The 16,537-nt window shown below is 71.9% G+C and carries 16 protein-coding genes; 5 read left to right on the top strand and 11 right to left on the bottom strand.

Annotated elements, in window-relative coordinates:
* Positions 1-27: 27 nt before the first annotated feature.
* From K8612_RS35025 to K8612_RS35005, 5 genes are all read right to left on the bottom strand, one after another.
* The gene (locus K8612_RS35025) at positions 28-1,482 is read right to left on the bottom strand and encodes a sialidase family protein (protein WP_223765433.1); all 1,455 of its coding nucleotides are present in this window, start codon (positions 1,480-1,482) and stop codon (positions 28-30) included.
* 133 nt (positions 1,483-1,615) lie between these two features.
* The gene (locus K8612_RS35020) at positions 1,616-2,977 is read right to left on the bottom strand and encodes an MFS transporter (RefSeq protein WP_223765463.1); all 1,362 of its coding nucleotides are present in this window, start codon (positions 2,975-2,977) and stop codon (positions 1,616-1,618) included.
* 354 nt (positions 2,978-3,331) lie between these two features.
* Positions 3,332-3,865, bottom strand: coding sequence for a hypothetical protein (locus K8612_RS35015; protein WP_223765432.1), 534 nt, complete (start codon positions 3,863-3,865; stop codon positions 3,332-3,334).
* Positions 3,866-3,877: 12 nt separating this feature from the next.
* Positions 3,878-4,261, bottom strand: a complete 384-nt coding sequence (locus K8612_RS35010) for a hypothetical protein (RefSeq protein WP_223739664.1) — start codon at positions 4,259-4,261, stop codon at positions 3,878-3,880.
* 7 nt (positions 4,262-4,268) lie between these two features.
* Complete coding sequence (locus K8612_RS35005; RefSeq protein WP_223739665.1) at positions 4,269-5,162, bottom strand: hypothetical protein; 894 nt, start codon at positions 5,160-5,162, stop codon at positions 4,269-4,271.
* Between the two features lie 171 nt (positions 5,163-5,333).
* Here K8612_RS35005 and K8612_RS35000 point away from each other — a divergent pair, with 171 nt between their 5' ends.
* From K8612_RS35000 to K8612_RS34985, 4 genes are all read left to right on the top strand, one after another.
* Positions 5,334-7,475, top strand: a complete 2,142-nt coding sequence (locus K8612_RS35000; protein WP_373692162.1) for a M3 family metallopeptidase — start codon at positions 5,334-5,336, stop codon at positions 7,473-7,475.
* A 319-nt stretch (positions 7,476-7,794) separates the two neighbouring features.
* Positions 7,795-9,438 (top strand): DUF1592 domain-containing protein, encoded by a 1,644-nt coding sequence (locus K8612_RS34995; RefSeq protein ID WP_223765431.1) that lies wholly within the window; start codon positions 7,795-7,797, stop codon positions 9,436-9,438.
* Positions 9,435-10,760, top strand: a complete 1,326-nt coding sequence (locus tag K8612_RS34990) for a DUF1552 domain-containing protein (protein WP_223765430.1) — start codon at positions 9,435-9,437, stop codon at positions 10,758-10,760. Before K8612_RS34995 ends, K8612_RS34990 begins: the two co-directional genes overlap by 4 nt.
* A gap of 87 nt (positions 10,761-10,847) precedes the next feature.
* Positions 10,848-11,495: a CAP domain-containing protein gene (locus K8612_RS34985; RefSeq protein WP_223739668.1), complete on the top strand. Its 648-nt coding sequence runs from the start codon at positions 10,848-10,850 to the stop codon at positions 11,493-11,495.
* Here K8612_RS34985 and K8612_RS34980 read toward each other — a convergent pair.
* From K8612_RS34980 to K8612_RS34970, 3 genes are read right to left on the bottom strand one after another with little or no spacing between them, the layout of a single operon-like run.
* A complete protein-coding gene (locus tag K8612_RS34980) occupies positions 11,489-12,445 on the bottom strand; it encodes a hypothetical protein (protein ID WP_223765429.1) in 957 nt (318 codons plus the stop codon). The two genes, K8612_RS34985 and K8612_RS34980, sit on opposite strands and share 7 nt — an antisense overlap.
* Positions 12,446-12,504: 59 nt before the next feature.
* Entirely contained in the window at positions 12,505-13,182 is a 678-nt protein-coding gene (locus K8612_RS34975; protein WP_223765428.1) for a tetratricopeptide repeat protein, read from the bottom strand.
* A gap of 8 nt (positions 13,183-13,190) precedes the next feature.
* A complete protein-coding gene (locus tag K8612_RS34970; protein ID WP_120552358.1) occupies positions 13,191-13,403 on the bottom strand; it encodes a hypothetical protein in 213 nt (70 codons plus the stop codon).
* A 113-nt stretch (positions 13,404-13,516) separates the two neighbouring features.
* Here K8612_RS34970 and K8612_RS34965 point away from each other — a divergent pair, with 113 nt between their 5' ends.
* Positions 13,517-14,122: a CAP domain-containing protein gene (locus K8612_RS34965; RefSeq protein ID WP_223739671.1), complete on the top strand. Its 606-nt coding sequence runs from the start codon at positions 13,517-13,519 to the stop codon at positions 14,120-14,122.
* A gap of 15 nt (positions 14,123-14,137) precedes the next feature.
* Here the strand turns inward: K8612_RS34965 and K8612_RS34960 are convergent, their stop codons facing one another.
* From K8612_RS34960 to K8612_RS34950, 3 genes are all read right to left on the bottom strand, one after another.
* Positions 14,138-14,971 carry a dienelactone hydrolase family protein gene (locus K8612_RS34960; protein ID WP_223739672.1) on the bottom strand — a complete coding sequence of 278 codons (834 nt, stop codon included), beginning with the start codon at positions 14,969-14,971 and terminating at the stop codon, positions 14,138-14,140.
* Positions 14,972-15,162: 191 nt separating this feature from the next.
* Positions 15,163-15,978 (bottom strand): FKBP-type peptidyl-prolyl cis-trans isomerase, encoded by an 816-nt coding sequence (locus K8612_RS34955; protein ID WP_223739752.1) that lies wholly within the window; start codon positions 15,976-15,978, stop codon positions 15,163-15,165.
* Between the two features lie 202 nt (positions 15,979-16,180).
* Positions 16,181-16,441 (bottom strand): GlsB/YeaQ/YmgE family stress response membrane protein, encoded by a 261-nt coding sequence (locus tag K8612_RS34950; RefSeq protein ID WP_120567008.1) that lies wholly within the window; start codon positions 16,439-16,441, stop codon positions 16,181-16,183.
* Positions 16,442-16,537: the final 96 nt, after the last annotated feature.

Genomic DNA, 16,537 nt, shown 5'->3' with positions numbered 1-16,537 from the left:
GCGGCCCGCGACGCAAGGCCTGCCCTGCTAGCCGGGCAGGACCGGGGCGCGCCGGCGGCGGCCCCACTCCATCAGGCTGAAGGTCACCCCCACCGCGAGCATCGCGCTGGCACCGCCACACCCGGCGGCCATCGCCTGCTGGGAGGGGCTCGTCGCGGCGCTCACCAGCGCGCCAGGGTCCTGGGGCGGCGGGGACGCGGCCGGGCCGCCGGTGGCGGTGAACCGCTCGCCGTCCTCGTCCTCCGCCGCCGGGGCCTGCCTCGCCGCCACGGTCTGGGACTTGAGCGACGACGCGCTGGTGGAGAAGAAGGACAGCCGGGAGCTGGAGCCGGAGGACGGCTCGATGCCGAAGAAGCACACCAGCGGCACGCCCGAGGGCAGCACGTCCGGCGCCGCCGGGTAGCCCGCGAAGCCGGACACCGACGCGAGCTCCCTGCCCGCGCCCGGCTTGCCGCTGGAGGACAGCGCGCGGACCCACAGCCGGTAGCCGGAGCCGTCGCTCCGGGGCTGGTTGTAGAAGAGATACAGGCTGCTGCCCGCGCGCACGAGCGCCGGCTGCGTGGCCCAGTCCCCGTCCTCCAGCACCTTCACCGCGGAGCCGAAGCTGGAGCCGTCGAAGCGGCGGTACCTCAGCCGCTCGGAGTTGTCCTTGTAGACCAGGTGCAGGCCGCCCTTCCCGTCCGCCACCGCGCTCATCGCGGCGCCGTGGTAGATGCCGTCGGAGAAGGCGGTGCGCGTGGAGGACCAGGTGGACACGGACGCGCTGTCATCCCGGATGCGGTAGTGCGTGGTGTCGCGGCCGTCGTGCGAGCTCCACAGCATCATCAGCCGGCTGCCCAGGCTGATGAGCCGCCCGCCGCCGCGCTTCGGGATGTCCCGCGCGAGCGCGGACTGCGTGCGGAAGGTGGAGCCGCCGTCGCTGCTCACGGAGATGACCAGCGTGTTGCTCGCGTCCTTCTCCCGGAAGAAGGCCTGCACCCAGAGCCGGCCCTTGGAGTCGCGCGCCAGCTCCGCGCGGTAGTACGCGGTGCTGGAGCTGGTGGAGTCGAACACGCGCACGGGCTTGTCCGGGAGCCAGTGGTTCTTGGACGCGCTGTAGCGCCACCACTGGAAGTACACGTCGCGAGCCGTGGAGCCGCCGATGCCCGTGCTGTCCGGCGTCTCCACCGCGTAGACGAGCGCCACGTCCCTGCCCACCGCCACCAGGTCCGCGCGGTCGTAGGTGGAGCCGTCGTGGATGACGCCCTCCTGCTTCCAGGTGCCGCCGCCGTTGTCGCTGCGGAACAGGCGCAGGCCGTGCCCGTCCTGTCCGCCCTGCTGCACGGCCGTGAGCAGCACGGAGCCCTCGCTGCGCGACACGCGCACGATGTGCCGGTGCGCGGGCAGCGTCAGCGCGTTGCCCCCCCGCACCGGGATGGCCGTGGGCGGCGTCGCCGCCGTCATGCCCGCGAGCAGCAGTCCTGTGAGTGCAGCCCAACCCATTCCCACCCCCATCCGTTGGATTCCCCGCCGGGAAACTGGTGGGGAGGGTGGGATGAAAGAAGGTGGGAAAAAGGGTCTCCGCCTGCCCGCCTGCCCTACGAAGGAGCGGCGGCTGTGTCGCGCGCCGGACGCTTCAGCCGCGCGCCGCGGCCCGGCCGCCGATGTGCTCGCCCGCGTCCGGGCGCAGCCGGCGGAAGAGCGGCCCGGCCAGCGACGACACGAGGCCGATGGCGAGGAACGGCAGGAGGAAGCGGTCCGGCGTGAGGCGCACGTCACCGCCGCCGCGCGCCACGTGCAGCATCAGGCCGCCGAAGCTGATGCCCACGCTCAGCGCCATCTGCTGCGTCACCACCGCGACGGTGGAGGCGTTGCTCACCGACTCCCGGGGGAGGTCCGCGTAGGCCATCGTGTTGGTGGCGGTGAACTGCAGCGAGCGCATGAAGCCGCTGAACATCAGCGTGCCGATGATGAGCGGGATGGGCGTGGTGACGCCGAAGAAGGCGGGCACGGCCGTCAGCGCGGCGGTGAGCAGGTTGGAGGCGATGAGCGTCTGGCGGAAGCCCACGCGGCGGATGAGCGCGGGCGCCACCGGCTTGCACGCGAAGGCCCCCAGCCCCGTCCCGATGGTGACGAGCCCCGCCTCCAGCGGCCCCCAGCCCAGGGCCACCTGGAAGAGCAGCGGCAGGAGGAAGGGCGTCGCCCCCAGGCCGATGCGCACCAGCGCGCCGCCCATCATGCTGGCGCGGAAGGTGTCCACCTGGAACAGGCGCAGGTTGAGCACCGGGCGCGGCGTGCGCCGCGCGTGCCGCACGTAGGCCACCAGCGCCCCCACCGCCACCCACGTGATGCCCGCCTGCACGGGCCACGGCACCAGGCCGATGCCCACCGTCTCCGCCGCGCCCATCAGCGCGGTGATGGCGACCACGGCGAGGGCGAAGCCCTTCGTGTCGAAGGGGCCGGGGTCCGGCTGCTTCAGCGGGGGCACGAAGCGCGCCACGGCCCACATGCCCAGGAGGCCCACCGGCACGTTGATGAAGAAGATCCACGGCCAGTCCGCGACGCCCAGGATGAGGCCCGCGAGCGGCGGGCCCAGCAGCGGTCCCATCAGCGCGGGCATGGTGAACCAGCTCATCGCGGACACCAGCTTCTCGCGCGGCGCCGAGTTCACGACGATGAGCCGGCCCACGGGCACCATCAGCGCGCCGCCCAGCCCCTGGAGCGTGCGGAAGACGACGAGCTGCGCGAGCGTCTGGGAGAAGCCGCACAGCACGGAGCCCGCGAGGAACACGACCATGGCGGTCATGAAGACGCGGCGCGGACCGAAGCGGTCGGCGATCCACCCGCTCGCGGGCGCGAGCACCGCCAGGGCCAGGATGTACGACGTCAGCGCGAGCTTGAGGTGGACGGGGTCGGTGCCGAACGCCACGGACAGCGTGGGCAGCGCGGTGGACAGCGCCGTGGAGTCCAGGAACTCCATGAACAGCGCGCTGGCCACCGCGATGGATGCCAGCCGGGAGCCTCGGGTGGACGGGGTGCTCGTGGGCGCGGTGGAGGCGGTCGCGGTGGAAACGGACACGTCTTTTTCTATGCGCACGCGGCAACGTGCCTGTCACGCCTGTGTGAAGGCCGCGCCGCGTCCGGCAGAAGCGCTTGTACTCCCAGCGCGAAGCGGCGGGGTCCTCGCGTGAAGCGGGCGCGGCGCCCAGGCCGGAGAGCAGCCAGGCAGGCAACCCCCGCCGGCAGGCCCCCAAGCCAGGGGCCCACCTCCCCCGGCGCGGTCCGCCAAACCTGTCCGACTGTCGGACAGCTTTGTCCAGAGCGCCTCCGGCGGGGGAGCTCCGCCCGTCCGTCAGGGTTCCGGCGGCTCGTCGCGCGCGGCCTCGGCCAGGGTGCGGGCCTCTTCGCGCAGCTCGTCCAGGCGGACGCGGTGGCGCTGGAGCAGCGCGTCCACCTGCTCCACGCGGGCCTTGTCCCCGCGCGACTTCGCCTCCTGCCGCTCGCCTTCCAGCCGCGACACGTCCCGCCCCAGCAGCGTGGCGATGTGCTCCGTCTTCTCCAGCTTCCAGCGCGCCGTCTGGGGCTTCTCTTCCTCGATGGCGTCGTTCGGCTGCGGCGGCGCGTTGGCCACCTCCGGCTCCGGCGGCACGTCCCCGGGCGAGGGCGGCACCACCGTGGCGTGGGGCGGCGCGGGGTCCGGAGTGCGCACCGGCACCGCGCGCTCCGGCGACACCTGGGCCGCCGTCACCGGGCCGGGGCCCACGCTCCGCGCGGGAGGCGGCGCGGCGGGCGAAGAGGCCTCGCGCGACGGCCACCACGCCACGGCGATGAGCGCGGCCACCAGCACCACCGCGCTCCCCAGCATCACCCGCTCACGGTTCCGCATCGTCCATGCCCCCTACAACCGAAGGCGCCAGCCGTCACCCTGGCGCTCCACCCGGAAGAGGAACGGCTCCGCGCGCTCCCTTCCTCCCTGCGACACCCGCGCCCGCACCACCACCGCGTCCGGGTCGCGGCCATCCACCTTCGCGTCGAGCACATCCACCAGCCCCATGCCGTGCTCATGCAGGTCCTTCACCGTCTCCTCGCACGAAGGCATGCCCTGACCCGTCACCAGCAGGGGGCCCAGCACCGCGCAGTCCCCGGACGGCAGGGCCTGGAAGAAGCGGCGCACGGCCGCCTCTCCGGCCTCCGCCTTGGAGGACGTCGTGGACGTGCAGCCCACGGCGGCGAGCCACAGCCCCGCCGCCCCCACCGCGTGTCTCACCGCGCGTCGTCCCATCCGGCCTTCAGTAGCAGTTGGGGGCGAACAGCTCGTCGTCCGTGGCGGACATGAACTGATCATCGCAGTAGCCGGAGGCCAGCATGTGGCCGTTGCGCACGCAACCGTCGTGGTTGGTGGCGTCCAGCGTGTACTGCGTGTCACCGCCGCAGCCGCCGCCGCAGCGGCCGAAGCAGTTGCCCATCACCTTGGGGCGCGACCAGTGGTCCGGCTCGCCGCACACCCAGGTGCTGCCGTTGAGGTAGTACTCGTCACCGCTGCACGTCGTGTGGTCACCCAACTGGGCGATCTGCTGGTTGCGAGCGTTGTCGAAGCCGCCCACGTTGCAGTCGTGCTTCGCGTACGAGTACCAGTTGTACGTGCCGCCACAACTGCCCGTCCACTTGCCGGCACACTTGGCGTAGCTGCACAGCATCGTATAGCCGCGGCCCTGCTCGCCCATCACCGTGCGCTTGAGCGTGACGCTCGTGGGCTGCTGCGCCCACATGCCCACCGCGCGGCGCAGGTACATGGCCTCCGGCGCCGCCGCGTCACCCTGGGGCAGCCCCTGGTTGAGGGCGCCGTAGAGCGCGCTCAGCACCTGGCGGTCCGCGTCCACCACCTGCGTGTCCTGCACGTTCGCGTCCGCGAAGCCGTCCAGCGTGGACACGCCCGACGCCGGGTCCATCAGGCCCGTCAGCGTCATGCCGTGCATGCGCACCTCCAGGCGGTACACCCCGGGCTCCACCTCGCGCGAGGCGAAGGACACCGTCTGACCGTCGTGCGACCAGGTGCCCTCGGTGAGCCCCGTGCCGGAGGTGAGTGACAGCCCCTCCGCGGACGCCGGGGGCGCTTCCGTGCCCGCCCCGCCACAGCCCCACAGCAACAACGCCGCGACCGCACCACCCAGTGCCTTGCGCATCCGTGTTCACCCTCCGGCCAGGACAACTTCCAAGAATTCGAGGCGAGTGCGGGATTACCGGGCGGCTGGACGGGGAACAAGGCGGGGTGCGTCAGCCAGGGCCTCCCAGCATCCGGCCTGCACCGGAGGGCGGCCTGGCCGTTCACGGCGGACGGGCGCGGAGGGGCGGGGATGTGGCATGACGGGCCCGCGAAGCAGGTCGTTCCCCATGTGGAGGAAGTCCCCTTGAGAATCCCCGCGCTCACCGTGGTGGCGGCGCTCGCCGCGACGGGTTGCTCCAACGGCAGCATCACGCAGAACCGCGAGGCCATGGCCCGCGTCGCCGCCAACGCGGCGAAGCCGCAGGTGGCGCCCATGAAGGGCTCGGAGGCGCTGGCCGGCACGCCGGACGCCTTCAAGGCCCTGTGCAAGGCGGACCTGGAGCGCGCCCAGGCGCAGGTGGCGGCGCTGAAGAAGCTGGACCCCAAGACGAACGGCCAGGGTGTCCTCAAGGCGTACGACGAGGCGCAGACGGCCCTCATCAACGCGGCCAACCGCTCCAGCCTCACGCATGAGGTGCACCCGGACGCCGCCATGCGCGACGCGTCCCGCGAGTGCGAGCAGCAGGTGGACGCGGCCAACGTGGCGCTGTCCCAGGACCGCGGCGTCTACGACGCGCTGTCGCTGGTGGACCTGTCCAAGGCGGACGCCGTCACACGCCACTGGGTGGACCGCACGCTGCTGGACTTCCGCCGCGCGGGCGTGGACCGGGATGAGGCCACGCGCGCGAAGGTGAAGACGCTCAACGAGGAGATTTTGAAGCTGGGCCAGCAGTTCGGGCAGAACATCGCGGAGGACACGCGCAGCGTGGCCTTCACACCCAAGGACCTGGACGGGCTGCCGGAGGACTACAAGAAGGCGCACGCGCCGGGCGCGGACGGCAAGGTGGTCATCACCAGCAACTACCCGGACTACTTCCCGTTCATGACGTACGCGAAGAACGCGAAGGCGCGCGAGAAGCTCTGGCGCACCTACCGCCAGCGCGCGTTCCCCAAGAACCAGGCGGTGCTCGCGCAGCTCATCGAGAAGCGCAACGAGCTGGCGAAGCTCCTGGGCTACGACACCTACGCGGCCTTCACGACCGAGACGCGCATGACGCGCACGCAGCAGGCCGCGGCGGACTTCATCGACCAGTTGGCGCTGGCCACGGAGGCGCGCGCGAAGAAGGAGATGGCGGACCTGCTGGCGCGCAAGAAGAAGGACGTGAAGGGCGCCACCGTGGTGGAGCCCTGGGACCAGGACTACTACGAGGACCGGCTGCGCGCGGAGAAGTTCGGGTTCGACTCGCAGGCGGTGCGGCCCTACCTGGAGTACGCGCGGGTGAAGGACGGCGTGATGGGCATCACCTCCAGCCTGTGGGGGGTGGCCTTCCAGCCGGTGAAGGACGCGAAGACGTGGCACTCGGACGTGGAGGCGTATGACGTCCTGGACGGCGGCAAGCCGCTGGGCCGCATCTACCTGGACATGCACCCGCGTGACGACAAGTACAAGCACGCGGCGCAGTTCGACCTGGTCACGGGTGAGCAGGACAAGCGGCTGCCGGAGGGCGTGCTGGTGTGCAACTTCCCGCGCCCCGGCGACCTGATGACGCACGACGAGGTGGGCACGTTCTTCCACGAGTTCGGCCACCTGATGCACACCATCTTCTCCGGCCACCAGAAGTGGACGCCCATCTCCGGCATCTCCATGGAGCGCGACTTCGTGGAGACGCCGTCCATGCTGCTGCAGCAGTGGGCCGAGCAGCCGGAGGTGCTCAAGAGCTTCGCCAAGCACCACGAGTCCAACGAGCCCATCCCCGCGGAGCTGGTGGAGAAGCTGCGCGCGTCGAAGGAGTTCGGCCAGGGCCTGTACGCGCGCCGGCAGTTGTTCCTGTCCGCGGTCAGCCTCCAGTACTACTCGCGCACGCCGGGCTTCGACACGTCCGCGGTGCTGTCCGAGCTGCAGAAGAAGCTGTCCCCCTTCCGCCACGAGTACCGCGACGGCACCCACTTCGAGCTCGCCTTCGGGCACCTGGATGGGTACTCGGCCGCGTACTACACGTACCTCTGGTCCTCCGTCATCGCGAAGGACCTGGAGTCCAAGTTCCAGGAGAACGGCTACCTGGACCGCGACACGGCCATGCACTACCGCAAGACGGTGCTGGAGCCCGGCGGCTCCAAGCCCGCCGCGGAGCAGGTGAAGGACTTCCTCGGCCGGCCGTACGGCTTCGAGGCCTACCGCGCGTACCTCGACGGCGCCGCGAAGACGACGGGCACCGCGAAGGACGCGAAGTAGCGCCGCCGTCTCCCCGGAGGCGGGCCGCGTCGCTCCTGCCCGCTTCCGGGACCCGCCGCGCCGCCTGACCCGCCCTCCGGGGCAGGAGTCGGCGCGCGCGGTACCCTCGCGCATCCCGGGCGCTGCCCGGTCGCGGAACTCCCCTTCCACACGGGTCCCCCGCGCGTGCCCATCTCCACCCCGGGGACGGAGCGTGGCGTCGGCCTGTCGTCACGCCGCGGCTGGTGAGCGTCTTGCTTCTGGAGCGCTCGCCAGGGCCCTTTCACGGCCCGGAGGAGGCGTGCGCGCGGTGACGGCCTGCGGTCGGAGATGGCGGAGGGTGGGCCTCGCGGCGGTGGCGGCGGTGCTGGCCGCGGGCTGCAACGATGCTCCCCCCAAGGCGCGGGTGCTGCCGGGGCCGGACGCGCCCGGCAACGTGGATCCCCAGGACGTGCTGTGCCGCTCGGCGGCGCGCGACCCGGGCCGCGTCACGCTGCACCGCCTCAACCGCGCTGAATACAACAACACCGTGCGCGACCTCCTGGGCGAGACGGGCTCGCCCGCGAGCAGCTTCCCGCCGGACGACCACGGCTTCGGCTTCGACAACAACGCGGACGTGCTCAGCATGTCCCCGCTGCTGATGGAGAAGTACTCCCACGCGGCGGAAGGGCTGGTGGAGGCCGCGTGGACGCGAGGCGTGTTCAACACGTGCGCGCTCGACCCCGCCCGCCCGGAGGCGTGCGCGCGCGAGCTGCTCAAGACCTTCGCGCGCAAGGCCTGGCGCCGGCCCGTCACGCCGGAAGAAGTCGAGCGGCTGGTCGCGTTCGTCTCTCTGGCCAAGCGGCAGGGCGACGCGCCGGAGGTGGGCGTGAAGCTGGCGCTGCGCTCGGTGCTGGTGTCGCCGCACTTCCTCTTCCGCGTGGAGCTGGACCCCGCGCCCACGTCCACCGCGCCGCACGCCGTGAGCGACCTGGAGCTGGCGAGCCGCCTGTCCTACTTCCTCTGGAGCAGCATGCCGGATGAGGCGCTCCTGCAGGCCGCGGAGGCCGGCCACCTGCACGAGCCGGAGGTGCTGGAGGCGCAGGTGCGGCGCATGCTGGCGGACCCCAAGGCCCACGCGCTGGTGGACAACTTCGCGGGCCAGTGGCTCTACACGCGCGCGCTCGACTTCGCCCAGCCGGAGTCGCGCTACGGCTTCGACGAGCCGCTGCGCCAGGCCATGCGCCAGGAGATGCAGCTCGTCTTCCAGGAGTTCGTCACCGGGGACCACCGCCTCAAGGACCTGCTGGACGCGCCCTTCACCTACGTGAACGACCGGCTGGCCTCGCACTACGGCCTGCCCAGGCCGGGCACCACGGCGATGACGCGCGTGGAGCTGAAGGACCACCCGGAGCGCGCGGGCCTGTTCGGCAAGGGCGCGCTGCTCACCGTCACCGCCAACCCGGACCGCACGTCGCCGGTGAAGCGCGGCGTCTGGGTGCTGGAGCAACTGCTGTGCAAGGGCCCGCCCCCGCCACCGCCCGACGCGGGCGGGCTGGCCCCGGCGGTGGACCCCACGCTCAACATCAAGGAGCGCATGGCGCAGCACCGCGTGAACCCCTCCTGTTCGGGCTGTCACACGCTGATGGATCCGCTGGGCTTCGGCATGGAGAACTTCGACCCGGTGGGCCGCTGGCGCACGAAGGAGGAGGGCGGCGCGGCGGTGGACCCCAGCGGCGAGCTGCCCGGGGGCAAGACGTTCAACGGCGTGGTGGAGATGCGCGTGGTGGTGAAGCAGGACCCGGACCTGTCCGCGTGCATGACGCGCCACCTGCTCACCTACGCGCTCGGGCGCGGCGCGGAGGAACAGGACCGCTGCACCGTGCGCGACATCTCCCAGAAGGCGGAAGGCCGGGGCGGCCGGCTCACCGATTACATCCTCGCCATCGTCCGCAGCGACGCGTTCCTGCAGCGGCGTGGCGAAGCGGAGGAACCCAAGCCATGAGTCACACTGCCCTCTCCCGCCGGACGCTGCTGCGCGGCATGGGCGCGCTGATGGCGCTGCCGCTCCTGGACGTCATGCGCCCCAACACGGCCCGCGCCGCCACGCCGGCCCCGCGCCGCTTCATGGCCTTCTACACGCCCTGCGGCATCCACATGCCCAAGTGGACGCCCGGTGGGGAGGGCGCGAACTTCTCCCTGACGCCCACGCTCGCGTCGCTGGCGCCGGTGAAGGGGGACGTGCTGGTGCTGAGCGGCCTGGACAACCTGCCCGGCAAGCCGGACGGCGACGGCCACCACGCCGCCGCGACGGCCGCGTTCCTGTCCTGCGTGAAGGCGCACAAGACGGAGGGCACCAACATCCGCACCGGCATCTCCATGGACCAGGTGCTGGCGAACGCGGTGGGCAAGGCCACGCGCTTCCCGTCGCTGGAGCTGGGCATCGACCAGGGCAAGGGCATTGGCAACTGCGACTCCGGCTACGCGTGCCCGTACGCGAACAACATCGCGTGGGCGGGGCCGTCCACGCCGGTGCCCAAGGAGACGAAGCCCCGCGCGGCCTTCGAGCGGCTGTTCGCGGACTTCGACCCGGACGCCACGCAGGCGGAGCTGGCGAAGCGCAAGGCGTACGGCCTGAGCATCATCGACGCCGTGCGCGACGACGCGAAGGCGCTCCAGGGGAAGCTGGGCACCACGGACAGGCGCAAGCTGGACGAGTACTTCACCGGCGTGCGCGAGCTGGAGCTGCGCGTGAACGCGATGGACAGCGGCGGCCCCGCGTGCGGCACGGCCGTGACGCCCTCGGACGACGAGGACGTGCGCGAGAAGACGAAGGCGATGCTGGACCTCGTCGTGCTCGCGTTCCAGTGCGACCTGACCCGCACGTGCACCTTCATGCTGGGCAACGCGCGCAGCACCCGCGTGTATTCGTTCCTGGGGCTGTCCGGCGAGCACCACACGTACTCGCACCACCAGCGGGACCAGGCCAACTACGACGCGCTGGCCAAAATCGACAAGTGGGAGGTGGAGCAGTTCTCGTACCTCCTCCAGCGCATGAAGGGCGTGCAGGAGGAGGGCGGGACGCTGCTGGACCACAGCGCCGTGTACTTCTCCAGTGAGATCGCCGACGGCAACATGCACGAGCACAAGAACCTGCCCATCCTGCTCGCGGGCCGCGCGGGCGGCGCCCTCGCCCCGGGCCGGCACATCCGCTACGGGGGGCAGCCGCTGGCGAACCTCTACATCGCGCTGCTGAACATGTTCGGCGTGCCCGCGACGACCTTCGGTGACGACGGCACCGGGCCGCTGACGGGGCTGGGGGCGTAGGGCAGGAGGGGGCTCGGGCCCCCCGGGGGCCGCCTGCCCCGTTCGGTTCTCCAGCACGCGGGGCCCGGGTGCGGAATGATTCCGCGCATGGCACCTCCTGTGTTCCGTCGCGGGCTCGCCGTGTGGCTGCTGGCCCCGTTGCTCGGCTGTGGCTCCAGCGCGAACGCGCAGCGGCCCGTCTCCGCCTCCACGAAGAAGGCCGCGGCCACCGCCGCCGCGCGCAAGGCCCCCGCGCCCGCGCCCTCCGAGGGCACGCGCAAGCCGGTGCCGTCCGCCGCGGAGCTGAAGCGCGACATGGTAGCCGCGCACAACGAGGCGCGGGCGAAGGCCTCGCGTCCCACGCCGAAGCCGGCGCTGCCCGCGCTCACCTGGTCCGACGAGGCGGCGCGCAAGGCGGAGGCCTACGTGAAGGAGTGCCGCTTCGAGCACAACCCGGACCGGGGCCGCTTCGGAGAGAACCTGGCCGCCGCGACGCCGGACACCTGGACCACCGCGCAGGTGGTGAAGGGCTGGGCGGACGAGGCCGCTGACTACGACCACGCCACCGGCAGGTGCAAGGCCGGGAAGATGTGCGGCCACTACACGCAGGTGGTGTGGCGCACCACGAAGGCGGTGGGCTGCGCGACGCGGCTGTGCACGAAGAACTCGCCCTTCGGCGGCGACGTGAAGACGTGGCAACTCTGGGTGTGCAACTACGCGCCGCCGGGCAACTGGGTGGGCGAGAAGCCCTACTGAGCCGCGAGCGTGACGACCTCGATGCCGCTCGCCGTGCCCACGGCGAAGCGGCGGTGCGCGGCGTCCAGCGCGAAGGGCGGCGGGGGCGGCAGGTGGTGGCGGATGCTGGCCAGCACCTTCCCCGTGTCCAGGTCCTCCCAGCGCCGCACCACGCGGCCGGTGGAGCGCGACACGAGCTTCGGGTGGCCGAAGAAGTCCACCACGTGCTCCGCGTCCACGACCATCAGCGGGCCCGCGGGATCCTCCAGCGCCACCTCGGATAGCACCTTCTTCTCCGTCAGCGAGTACGTGCCCAGGAAGAACCGGGCGTCGTCGCGGGACTCCTCCAGCCGCACGAACACGAGCGTGTCGCGTGCGCCGAAGGCCACGGCCGTGAGGAAGAGGCCGTTCTCCACGCCCTCCATCAGCGCGGCGCTGTCCAGCGACGCGGGCTCCTCCAGCGCGCGGGGCACGTCGAACACCGACGCCGCGTCCACCGGGTGCCACATCCACCCCGCGCTCGCCAGGTAGCGCCCGTCCGGGCTGAACTGGAGCCGCGAGTGGAAGATGTCGATGGGGGTGTTGTCGCGCTTCGTGAGGCGCTCGCCCGTGGCGGCGTCCTCCAGCTCCACCACGCAGTACGACTCCGGGCAGTGCGCCAGCAGCGTGCGTCCGCTGGGCAGCGTGTGCAGGGCCACGGGGTAGTCGTAGACGTGCGCCTGGTAGAAGTCGCGCGTGAGCTGCCGCACCACGCGCGTGCCTTCGAGCAACAGCCCCGCCGTCCCCAGCGATTCGTACAGCACGCCGTAGCGGCCGTCCGGGGACATCACCGCGCGGTCGAAGCGGTAGGCGTAGCGGAGGTGCGGGTCGAAGGTGCTGCCGTCCAGGTGGTAGCGCACCATGCCGCCCACCGGGTCCACCAGGGCGTCGCCGCTCCAGCAGAGGGAGGACACGGCGCCCGGGGTCTTCAAGGTCTGTCTCTGGAAATCCATGGCGCCGGGGACGGGGGGCCCCGGCGCGGCCTGACGCTTCAGGCGGGGATCATGGACAGCAACTGCTGGGCCTTCGCGCTCAGCTCCTTGTCACCGCCCTGGAGCACCTGCTGCGCGTGGTGACGGGCCTTCGCCGGCTCCGCCAGGCGCAGCGCCAGCGCCAGGTTGAAGTGCGTGGTGGGGTCCCGCGGGTGCGCCTCCAGCACCGGCGCCAGGATGGACGCGGCGAGCGCCGGGCCCTCCTGGGGCACGTGCTCCAGGTAGTGCACCGCCAGGTCGTTGGGCGCGCCCGGGTCCGTGGGCGCCCGCGCGACGGCCTCTTCCAGGAGCGTGCGCACCCGGCCGCGCTGGCCCGCGATGTCCAGGGCGCGCGCGAGCTGCCGGCGGGCCTCCACCGACTCGGGGTCGCGCTGGAGGACCTCCTCGAAGAGGGGCAGGGCCTCCGTCAGCTTGCCGGCGAGCAGCGCGGCCATGGCGTGCAGGCCGATGAAGTTGGGGTTCTCCGGCGCCAGTTGCCGCAGCCGCAGCGCGGCGGCCAGGGCGTTCTGCGTGAGGCCCCCGAGCAGCGACAGGTTGAAGATCTCCTCCCAGAGGACCGCGTCGTCCGGCGCCAGCGTCAGCGCGTCCCGCAGCTCCTGGAGCGCGAGCCCCAGGTCCCCCGTCTCCAGATACGCCCGCGAGCGTTCCCACTGCGCGCGGTAGGACTCCTTGACCATCGTGCCCCTCAACCCCGGAACATCTTGTGGAACAGCCGCATGAACATGCCCGACTTGGGGGCGGTCTCCGGGCGGCCGGACTGCTGGTGCTGCGCCTCCGACTGGAGGTCCAGCTTCTGCTTCAGCTTCTTGAGGTCCGGGTCGATGGAGAAGGTGCTGAACTCATCGTTCCCTTCAAGGGCTGTCTGGATCTTCCGCGCGCGGGATTCATCGTGGCTCATGTCGCGTCTCCTGACCGGCCCCCGACCCTATCACGGGGCGCCCGCGCCTCCCCATCCTCGCGGCCCCCCTGTCCGCTTGCCCGCACACCCACCCGCGCGCGGATAATCCCGCCATGCGACGCCCTTCCCTCCTCCGCGCCCTGTCCCTGCTCAGCCCGTTCCTCCTGCTCGCCTGCATCCCCGACGGGGACCCGGACGACACGCCCCAGGACGCGGGCGTCCTGGAGGACGGGGGCACCGGCGCGGACGGCGGCGGCGTGGAGCTGACGCAGTTCGCCCGCGACATGCTGGACGCCCACAACGCGGCCCGCGCCGCCGCGAAGCCCACGCCGTCCCCCGCGCTGGAGCCGCTCACGTGGGACCCCTCGGTGGAGGAGACGGCCCGCAAGTGGGTGGAGCAGTGCCAGTTCAAGCACAACGACGGCCGGGGCAACGCGGGGGAGAACATCGCCGCCGCCACGCCGGGGCTCTGGGACGCGAAGGGCGCGGTGAAGGGCTGGGTGGACGAGGCGGCGGACTACGACTACGCGAGCAACACCTGCAAGGCGGGCGAGGTCTGCGGCCACTACACGCAGGTGGTGTGGCGCAACACCCGCCGCCTGGGCTGCGCCACGAAGCGCTGCACCACCAACTCTCCCTTTGGTGGCTCCTCCCCGTGGGACTTCTGGGTGTGCAACTACGCGCCCCCGGGCAACTTCACGGGCCAGCGTCCCTACTGAGGGCCCCGTGCCGCCTCAGCGCTTGAGCGTGCGCGCGAGGAACGCGGACGTCTCCGCCCAGGCGGAGGCGGCGGCGCGCTCATCGTAGCGCGCGCCAGAGGGGTTCGCGAAGGCGTGGTCCGCGTCGTACTCCACGATGCGGCTGCGCACGCCGGCCTCGTCCAGCGCCTTCTCGAAGGCCTTCACCGTCGCTGGCGGGATGGACTTGTCCTTCGTGCCGAAGATGCCCAGCACCTGCGCCTTGATGGTGGAGAGCTGCTGGGGGTCGGTCACCGGGTGGCCGTAGTAGATGACCGCCGCGCTCAGCTCCGGGATGGCCATGGCGGTGCGCAGCGACCAGCCGCCGCCGAAGCACCAGCCGATGCTGCCGGTGCGCGGGGCCTGGATGCGCGGGTCGCTCTTGAGGAACGCGTGCGCGGCCAGCAGCGTCTTGGTGGCCTCGTCGTCGTCCGCGGCCTTCACCAGCGCGAGCGCCTGGTCGGGCGTGGTGGCCACCTTGCCGTGGTAGAGGTCCACCGCGAGCGCCGCGTAGCCCTCGGCCGCCAGCCGGTCCGCCCAGGCCTGCACGTGCTCGTTGAGGCCCCACCACTCGTGGATGACGATGACGGCGGGCAGGGGGCCCTTCGCGCCCGGCGGCAGGCTCAGGTAGGCCTTGGAGCCGTCGGACAGCTCCACCGGCTGGCCCTTGCGCTCGGGGGCGGCGTCCGTGCGCAGGGTGTGCATGGCCTTGAACTCCTCCTCGGAGACGGCGCCCGTGGCGGACGGCGCGCGCGCCACCTCCGCCGGACTGCTCGTCGCGCAGGCGCCCAGCATCAGCGCCGCCGCCAGCACCCACGTGAGCCTCTTCATGTCCGGCTTCATCGTCCGTGTCCTTTCGGGGCCCGGGCAGTCCGGGCCGCTCCCCGCGTGCCCTGGGGGCGTAGCGCGGTGGAGGCGGACGCGCCAGCGCGTTGAGCCCCGGACGCGAAGAGGGCCGGCGCGAGGGGAAGTCCCTCACGTCGGCCCTCGTTACCGCCGCTCCCGCGAGAGGGAGGGGGTGACTACTTCGTCGCCGGGGGCGGCTTGGCGGCCGGGGGCGGCTTCGCGCCGGGGGCCGGGGGGGCGCCCATGCCGCCGGGCATGCCCGGGGGAGCCTCGGGGGGCTTCACGATCTCGAGCAGCTCGACCTCGAACACCAGGGCGGCGCCGCCGGGGATGTTCGGGGGCGCGCCGCGGTCGCCGTAGGCGATGTCGGAGGGGCACACGAGCTGCGCCTTGCCGCCGACCTTCATCTTCTGGAGGCCCTCGGTCCAGCACTTGATGACGCCCTGGAGCGGGAACTGCGTGGGCTCACCGCGCTTGTAGGAGGAGTCGAACTCCTTGCCGTCCGCGAGCGTGCCCTTGTAGTGCACCTTCACGATGTCGGTGGCCTGGGGCTGGGGACCGGTGCCCGCCTGGGTCTCCTTGTAGATGAGGCCGGACTCGGTCTTCACGGCGCCGGGCTCCTTGGCCTTCTCCTCCAGGAACTTCGCGGACTTCTCCTTCTCCGCGTTGGCCTTGCGCAGCGAACGCTCGCGCGCGAGGTCCTGGAGCTTGGGGCCGTAGGTCTCCAGGTCCACGTCGGTCTTCTGACCGGTGACCTGGGCGGTGAGGCCGGCCTTCACGAACTCCAGCTCCTGCGGGGTCATGTCGAACACGCTGATGCTGCGGCCGATGGACAGGCCCAGCGCGTACAGCGTCTTCTGCTCCTCGGTCTGGGGAGCACCGGCGGCGCCCGCCGTCGTGGTGCCGGTGGCGGAGGTCTCGCCCGGCTTCGCGCCCTGGCCCTGGCAGGCCGTGAGGCTCAGCATCGCCGCGATCAGGATCGTCTTCTTCATCATGATGTCGTCGCCTTTCCTTTGGCTCAGCGGCGGCCGACCGCCCCCCGCTGCATGCCTGGGGGCGCGGTCTACTACAGAAAGTGCCCGGCATCCTCTTGGGAACCGTGCTTTCCCCGGAAGGGGGTCCATGCAGGTAGGACAACCGACCGCCGGCCCCCCAACCGGTGGGACGTCCCGGGATTCCCGGCGGGAGGGGGACCTACCGGGAGCGCCCGCCGAAGGCGGCCTGGGACACCAGGAGCAGGACGATGGCGCCCAGGATGGCGCCCAGGAAGCCGGTGGGCTCCGGGTCGCGCCAGTCGGTGCCTCGCCAGACGGACGTGAGGAAGCCGCCCACGAAGGCCCCGGCGACGCCCAGGAGCGTGGTGCCAATGCACCCCAGGCGCTGGTTCCCGGGCAGCACGGCCCGGGCGATGAGCCCCGCGAAGAAGCCGAAGATGATCCACCCCAGCAGCCCCATGACGTCCTCCCCGTGCGGCGAGTGAACTTGCCCGCAATGTGGCGCACGGGAGGCGGGGGCGGAAGTGCACCCCGTCGCATAGGCTGTCGCGCGACC

Origin of the sequence: Corallococcus sp. AS-1-6, assembly GCF_020037015.1 — a bacterium.
In the GTDB taxonomy this organism is placed as follows: domain Bacteria; phylum Myxococcota; class Myxococcia; order Myxococcales; family Myxococcaceae; genus Corallococcus.
Note: the sequence above shows the minus strand (reverse complement) of the source record. Positions and strands in the feature narration are given on the sequence as shown.